The organism is Arthrobacter sp. GW822-FHT05G07 (assembly GCF_058799755.1).
Genome location: NZ_JBXALT010000022.1, coordinates 1 through 6,669 on the forward strand (window position 1 = coordinate 1; position 6,669 = coordinate 6,669).

The window sequence follows — 6,669 nt, forward strand, 5'->3', positions numbered from 1 at the left end:
ACCCAGCAGACCAGCCGAGGTCGAACCAAGGTTTACCGGAGCCGTGATCGGAGCAACAACCTGGGTTCCCGAACCAACACCATCCGAACCGGAAGTCGAAGCACCCGAGGAAGCCGGAGCCGAAGTACCAGTCGAACCAGCACCAGTGTTCGTGGCCAACGAGTCACCCAACACACCAGCGGAAGTCGAACCAAGGTTCACCGGAGCAGTGATCGGAGCAACAACCTGGGTTCCCGAACCAATGCCGTCAGAACCGGAAGTCGAAGCACCCGAAGCACCCGAAGCCGCCGGAGCAGTACCACCGGATGAAGAACCCGAGCCGGAGGTGGCAGACGAGTCACCACCGACACCCGCGGCAGTGGCTCCGATGTTAACAGGGACCGAAATCGGAGCCACTACCTGAGCGCCGGACGCAATACTGTCTCCCCCCGACGTCGTTGCCTGCACCGGAGCTTGGGCCGGAGCCGGAGCCTGTGCCGGGGCAGGAGCTGATGTAGCAGTTGAGTCGCCAAGTACACCGGCGGATGTCGCTCCCACCGTGATGGGGATCGTCACCGGCGCAACAACTTGGGTTCCCGAGGCGATACCGTCGGAACCGCTGGTGCTTGCTGCCGGAGCGGCCGCTGCGGGAGCAGCAGGTGCCGGAGCGGCAGGTGTGGCTGAGCTCGCCGCAGTGGAGCCCCCCAGCAGACCCACTGACGACGAGCCCAGGTTTACGGGCACCGTTACCGGAGCAACTAGCTGCGTTCCGGAGCCGATGCTGTTGGAACCGTTGGTGCTGGCAGCCGGTGCTGCAGCGGAGCCGGAACTTCCAGCAGTTCCCGGCGCGGACGTCGTAGCTGCTGAATCCCCCAACAGTCCAAGTGATGCTCCGCCGAGGCTGATCGGCGTTGTTACTGGCGCTACCACCTGCGTGCCGGAAAGGAGTCCATCCTTGCCGCTGGTGTCCGCGGCGTTCGCCGCAGTCGCGCTGAGGACGATCATGCCCCCGGCAAAGCATGTGCCTATGAGGCACTTGCGTATGGTCGTGTTCATTGTGGTTCTCTCCTGAATGCCTTGTTCCCAAGGACGTCCGAGTGACGGATCGCCCGAATGACCGTTTGCCGCAAAGAGCTGTGCGGCCGGCTGGGGAATTAGTCAGGAGAGGAGCCGGGGTCGAAGCACACCGGCTTGGGATGTTGTGCATTGTCGGCCGATGCCAGGCCGGGAAGAGCGTCTACGGGAATGATCAGGGCACCCTGCAGGAATGCTGCTGCGGGGCTGGGCGGACCGTTTTGGGAGTTCCCGGAGCCGGCTCCCGTGAGGCTGCCAGGTACTACTGCACGGTCGGAAGGAAGCTTCGCGGGTGATGCGGGATCGACGGTTGAGGAGGCGCCGCCGAGCACCGCAGTTATCCCTGTCGGACCGAAATTTCGGGTGGGCGTCAGCAACGCTGAAGCATCAGCGGCAATCCCTTGCGGGGTCGTGCGGAGGTCCAGTTTGCTGGGCTCGGGAACCGTCGCGCCCGTGGAATGTACGACGCCGGTAGTCGCCACTGCGCCGGCGTCCGGCGTCGCGGGGACAACAGTTGCATCAGTGCCGGGCACACTTGGGATCTCGGCCACAGGTGCCGTAACCGGCGGAACTACCACCGGAGGTGCAACCACTGGCGGGACAGTAACCGGCGGGAGCGTAACAGGCGGGACTATGGCTTCGACGGGCGTCAGCACGGTGTCCACTACGCCGACAATCGGGTCCACAATCGGTGTTACTACGTCCGTGACGGGTTCCAGCCGAGCGGGTTCCAGAACTTGATTGACCGGCTGAACAACAACGTTGACGGCGTCATCTACGGTGCCAGTGGCCGGAACCACAACCGTGTTCACCAGGGTTCCCGCAGTGCCCGGAGGCACCACTTGGTTTACCACTGGCACGCCTGAAACCACGTGATCAACAGTGCCGCCTGCGTGCTCCACAATGGGCGTCACGGCAGGCACGTGGACGTTGATCTGGTTGGTGGGTACTAATCCTTTGACAACGGCCGGCAGGGGTACATTCGGCACCGGAATGCTGACTGAACTTGAGGACGTGACACTGCCCAGAAGGGGTTTGTCAGTGGTTCCGGTGTCTGCACTTGCAGCTGTTGCGGAAAGAGCCATCCAGATTGCGGTACCGGCTCCCGCGACCATGACAGAGCGGAGAATGCTGGTAGCACGCGGAAAAACGCGTGAACCCCTCATCTCGACACCCCCAGGTAGTCGCGAACCAATGGTCGCCTTCATCCTAGGACGGGACTAAGCCGTTAGTCCATGGTTAGGAGTAAAGAAGATGACAAATTTGTAAGGAACCTTGTTTATGACGGATAGAAACCGGTCTTTTCCGGCCCGAAGTCCGGGGTAGCCAACGAAGTGCGGCCTTGGGCATTGGTTTCCTGAAGCCTTTTGATAAACCAGCGGGATTGTTCCGGTCCGTACGGAAGCACAGGAATTGCTTTAGTAGCGTCGGATGGCATGTCCCGAATGGACTGCGTTGCCTGCCGCACCGCGGTGCTCATGGTGTCGGCCATTGTTTTCACGAACTCATCGCTGGCCGGTTTGCCGTGGCCGGGGACCAGGAATTCGTAGCGGTGACGCAGGGCCGAGATGTGCCGGAGCGCATCCGCCCATTCCTCCGGATACGAGTCCTCGAACGACGGATGCGCGCCCTGCTCCACCAGGTCGCCCACAAACAGCGTGGAACTCGTGCCAACAAGCAGGTCGCCGTCGGTGTGCGCGCGGCCGAGGTAGAAAAGTGTGGCGGTAACCCCGCCGAGGTCCACCAGGACAGGCTGGTCGTGGACCAGCGCGTTAGGGACAACGATGTCGACGGCGTCGCCCTCCCCCGCTGCCATCTCAGGTTCGTTGGTGGCCACGAAGCGTCGCTGGTTGTCGGCGTCGCTTTCTATAGCCGCCGCACAGTTGGCGTGCGCCCAAAACTCTGTGACGCCGTCGTCGGCAAATACTGCGTTACCGAAGAAGTGGTCGTAGTGCGCGTGGGTGTTCACCACTACCAGCGGAAGCTGGGTCTTTTCGCGAACTGCAGCGAGGATCTCCCGGCCCTGGCGCGGGCCGCAGCCGGTGTCGATGACCATGGCGAGTTCAGAGCCCACCACAAGCCCGGTGTTGAGTAACGATCCCTCGGTTTCCAAGACGTAGTTGTCCGGTCCGAGTTCTAGCCAAGCTGACAATTCGTGCTCCGTATCCACTGCAATCCGGCGATGTTCAGGCCTCTACTCTACCCATGGAACCCGTACGAATGCTGGAAGGCTGGCGGCCTTCCTTAGCGCGGCAGCAGCCGGAGCTTTCGGCACGCACGCACTAGCAGGGACGACTCCAACAACTGAAGCTTCTCCTGCAGATGGTCGCGTTCGATCCGGAGGTGGTGGCCTTCAGATTCCTTGGCTGCAAGCGCGCTGGTAACTTGGTTCAGCTCGTCCCGCAGCCCGTCCCGGACCGCTTCCATTGCGCCGAGGCTTCCACGGGTGTCCTCCAGGAGGTTTGTCAGGCCAAAGAGCTCTACCGACTGGTGGCCAATGTGCAGTTCGTTGTTGGCCGTCAGCTGCGCCACTGCCGGGTGCTCACCGGATGCGAGTTCCAGAAAGGCCGGCTCCGGGCTGACAAGAACCGGAGCTTCCGGTCGTGAGCCCTTCAGGGTTTCGACGACGAAGTCCCACCAGGCGCGCTGAAAGTCGCCTTGCGCAGGGCTCATTTGCTTAAGGTACGAACGAATATCGCCGCGGCTGGCCCAAAACTGATCTACGAAGGCGTCGAATTCCGGAGTGGCAAGGTGCCTAAGGGAACGCATGGTGTGGCCGAGGCCCCAGTTGGCCAGTGCGCCGCCGATGCGCACCTCGCCGTAGTAGTCCACGGCGATGCCGAGGCACGGAACGCCTGCAGACAGTGCGAAGACAACCGGGTGGTACCGGCTTGCAACCACAACCTCGGCCTGCATCGTCAGCGACGCGGACTCCTCTGCGGACAGCTGGCCGCAGACCATCACGTTCTCCGTGGTCATCCTCCGCCGGATGTCCTGGTGGGTTTCGATGTCGATGTCCGCTTGGCCCGGGTGGGACATGTGGGGAATCATCACAACGTCCAGATTGCCGGCGTCGGCGATTCTGTCCAGCACCTCAGCGATGCCCTGGTTGAAAGCGTCCCTGTCCATGGCGCCGGTACCGGGCGCGAAAGTGGCTACCAGAAAAGATCGATCCGCTCGAGGCTTGTAAGTGACCTGGTCCAATTCAAGGGCGGCCGGCAGGGCATGGTCCACCTCAAAGAAGCTCGCGTCGTCGAGCGTCAGGCCCGCGGGCACGCCCGCATTCCGCATCAGGTCCCAGGAGGTCTGCTCGCGGACACTGGTGAGCGTCGCTGAACGGAAAAGCTCGACCACTGTGTCGTAGTCGGGTCCCGTGAGGACGGGTCCAACAGTCTGTCCGGAAATGACCAGCGGCTTACCCAAAGCATTGGCAATGGCTCCAACAGCCGCCCGCTCGTAGAGCAGCCAGCCGTAAGGCGAAGTCATGTTCCCGCCGCCGGCGATCACCACGCCGTCGCACGTCTTCAAGGTCTCTATGAGCGCATGCACCTGATCCTCGGCGGGAAGGGCAGTCATGTCGCCCGCGAGAACGGCCCGGATCTCACGCAGGTACGTCTCGCGTCGGTGAGGAGGCCACGGGAACTCCAAGGTCTTCACTGACTCGGTGCCAAAGATTCGGGTGCTCTGCTCCGGATCGCGCGAGAGCAGCACAATGTCCGAAACTCCCCTGGCGCGCAGTTCGTCCACCACGGCATGGGTCATAGCCTCGTCGCCCACGTGATAGACGGGCTGACCAATATCCCCAAGAACTACGACTCGCACGACACTCCGGTGTTTGGACGCAAAAAACAGCTTCCAGCGTACCGGGTTATCGGGGGCACATGACGAATCAGGATCCGATCCGAGCTCGAAAAATCCCGAGTCCGTAGGGAGTTCCTGCAGGAAGCAAATCATTTCCAAACGTTGAAAAGACTAGGTACAGTCCGTCTCCAGACATCGACTGTTGAAGGTGCCATTCATTTACAGCGTCACCGGACGGTGTAGCGCTGACCAATCGCACGCTACCCGTTGTCATGTCGCGAACGTACACGTCTTCAGCTTCTTTGCTCTCACCGCTGATCATGTCATAACCACTGGCAATGAAGCTCACTAACTGACCATCGTCTGATATGGAAGGGCCGAACGACCAATCGTTGGCGGGTTTACCCGGCGGAGGTACCGAAACGGTCCTCGTCACGTTCGACACCATGTCCCTCACAAACACGTCATTCGTGCCTCGTACTTCGGCCGGTTCGGTAGCGTCGAGATTAGAAGCAAAGGAGCCAAATGCCACATAACGGCCATCTGCGGAAAGCGAGGGACTGTGTGATGAGTCATCTGCAAACCCGCCACCGGGGGTTGCGGAGACGAGACGGGTAACCCCTTGCACCAAGTCACGGATAAACACATCGCTGTAGGTAGCAGGGGAATCACCCACCAGCAGATCATCGCTGGAGGACGAGAATGCCACAAATTGCCCATTTGCGGAAAGGGAAGCAGAACTCGACCAACCGTTACTGGGTACGCCGAGCGGTGTGGCCGAGACGAGACGTGAGGTCTGCGTGACCATGTCCCTAACAAAAACGTCGCTTGCGGCATTGGTATCGCCGGCCACTAAGTTCTGCGCAGTTGAAGTAAACGCCACCACGCGACCATCAGCTGAAATCGAGGGGCCGATTGACTGACCGTTACCTGCGGGGCCCGCAGGCGTAGCTGAGATCAACGTAGTGCTCCCTACAACCATGTCGCGAACAAATACGTCGCTCAACTTACTGGCGTCTGAAGGAACGAGATCTGATGCTCCGGACGTAAAAGCGATGTAACGGCCGTCTGCTGAAATCGACGGTTCATGTGACTTAGCATTTCCGGTAGCTCCAGACGGAGTGCCCGAGACCAAACGAGTGACACCCGTCTGCATGTCCCGCACAAAGACATCCTCCGACTCATTGCTGTCCCCGTTTGGTGCAAGGTCAGGAGAAGCCGATATGAAGGCGACGAATCGACCATCGGCGGAGACAACAGGTGCCGCCGGCATATCTATGCCAACCGTGCCTCCTGGAGTCAGATTCACCAGATCGACCGTTCCCTGAGTGGGCACAGTCGGTGTCGGCGTGGGTGTGGGGGTGGGGGTGGGGTTTGTTGGTGGGGGCTGGATGACAGTGGTGCCTTGGCAGGGGTTTGCGGTGAAGAGGGGCCATGTGTTGGTTGCGGTGGCTTTCCATTCGCCGAGGTCGAAGCCGAGTATTTTGATCCCTGCCAGGACGCCGAGTCGGCCTTCGACGCCGAGTTCCAGGGGGCAGGTCCAGGAGAGCTGTTCCCCGCTGGCGGCGGTCACGGTGATGGTGGTGGTTGCGTAGGGGCCGATGCCGAAGGTGATCCCGGCAATGCCGTAGAGCTTGATCGTCGCATCGAAGTCCAGGGATGCTCTTGCGGTCAGGGATGCTGAGGCTTTGTAGTCGTTTTCGATTCCGGCGGTGGTGGGTTTGTCGTTGACCAAGGCGAATGCGCCGTTGTTGTATTTGAATCCGTGGTTGCTGGTGACGGTTTGGGATGAGGAGAACACCACTTCGGCGTTTC

The 6,669-nt window shown here is 60.9% G+C and carries 4 protein-coding genes and 1 pseudogene; all 5 read right to left on the reverse strand.

Annotation, left to right across the window (positions count from 1 at the left end):
• Positions 1–1,035: pseudogene (locus tag AC1RJY_RS23930) on the reverse strand (cell wall anchor protein); the annotation flags it as partial.
• A 98-nt stretch (positions 1,036–1,133) separates the two neighbouring features.
• Positions 1,134–2,138 carry a hypothetical protein gene (locus AC1RJY_RS23935; RefSeq protein ID WP_498603708.1) on the reverse strand — a complete coding sequence of 335 codons (1,005 nt, stop codon included), beginning with the start codon at positions 2,136–2,138 and terminating at the stop codon, positions 1,134–1,136.
• A gap of 194 nt (positions 2,139–2,332) precedes the next feature.
• Entirely contained in the window at positions 2,333–3,205 is an 873-nt protein-coding gene (locus AC1RJY_RS23940; protein WP_498603709.1) for an MBL fold metallo-hydrolase, read from the reverse strand.
• A gap of 92 nt (positions 3,206–3,297) precedes the next feature.
• Positions 3,298–4,875, reverse strand: coding sequence for a polysaccharide pyruvyl transferase family protein (locus AC1RJY_RS23945; protein ID WP_498603710.1), 1,578 nt, complete (start codon positions 4,873–4,875; stop codon positions 3,298–3,300).
• Positions 4,876–4,942: 67 nt separating this feature from the next.
• A partial coding sequence (locus tag AC1RJY_RS23950; RefSeq protein WP_498603712.1) for a TolB family protein occupies positions 4,943–6,669 on the reverse strand: 1,727 nt, incomplete at its 5' end.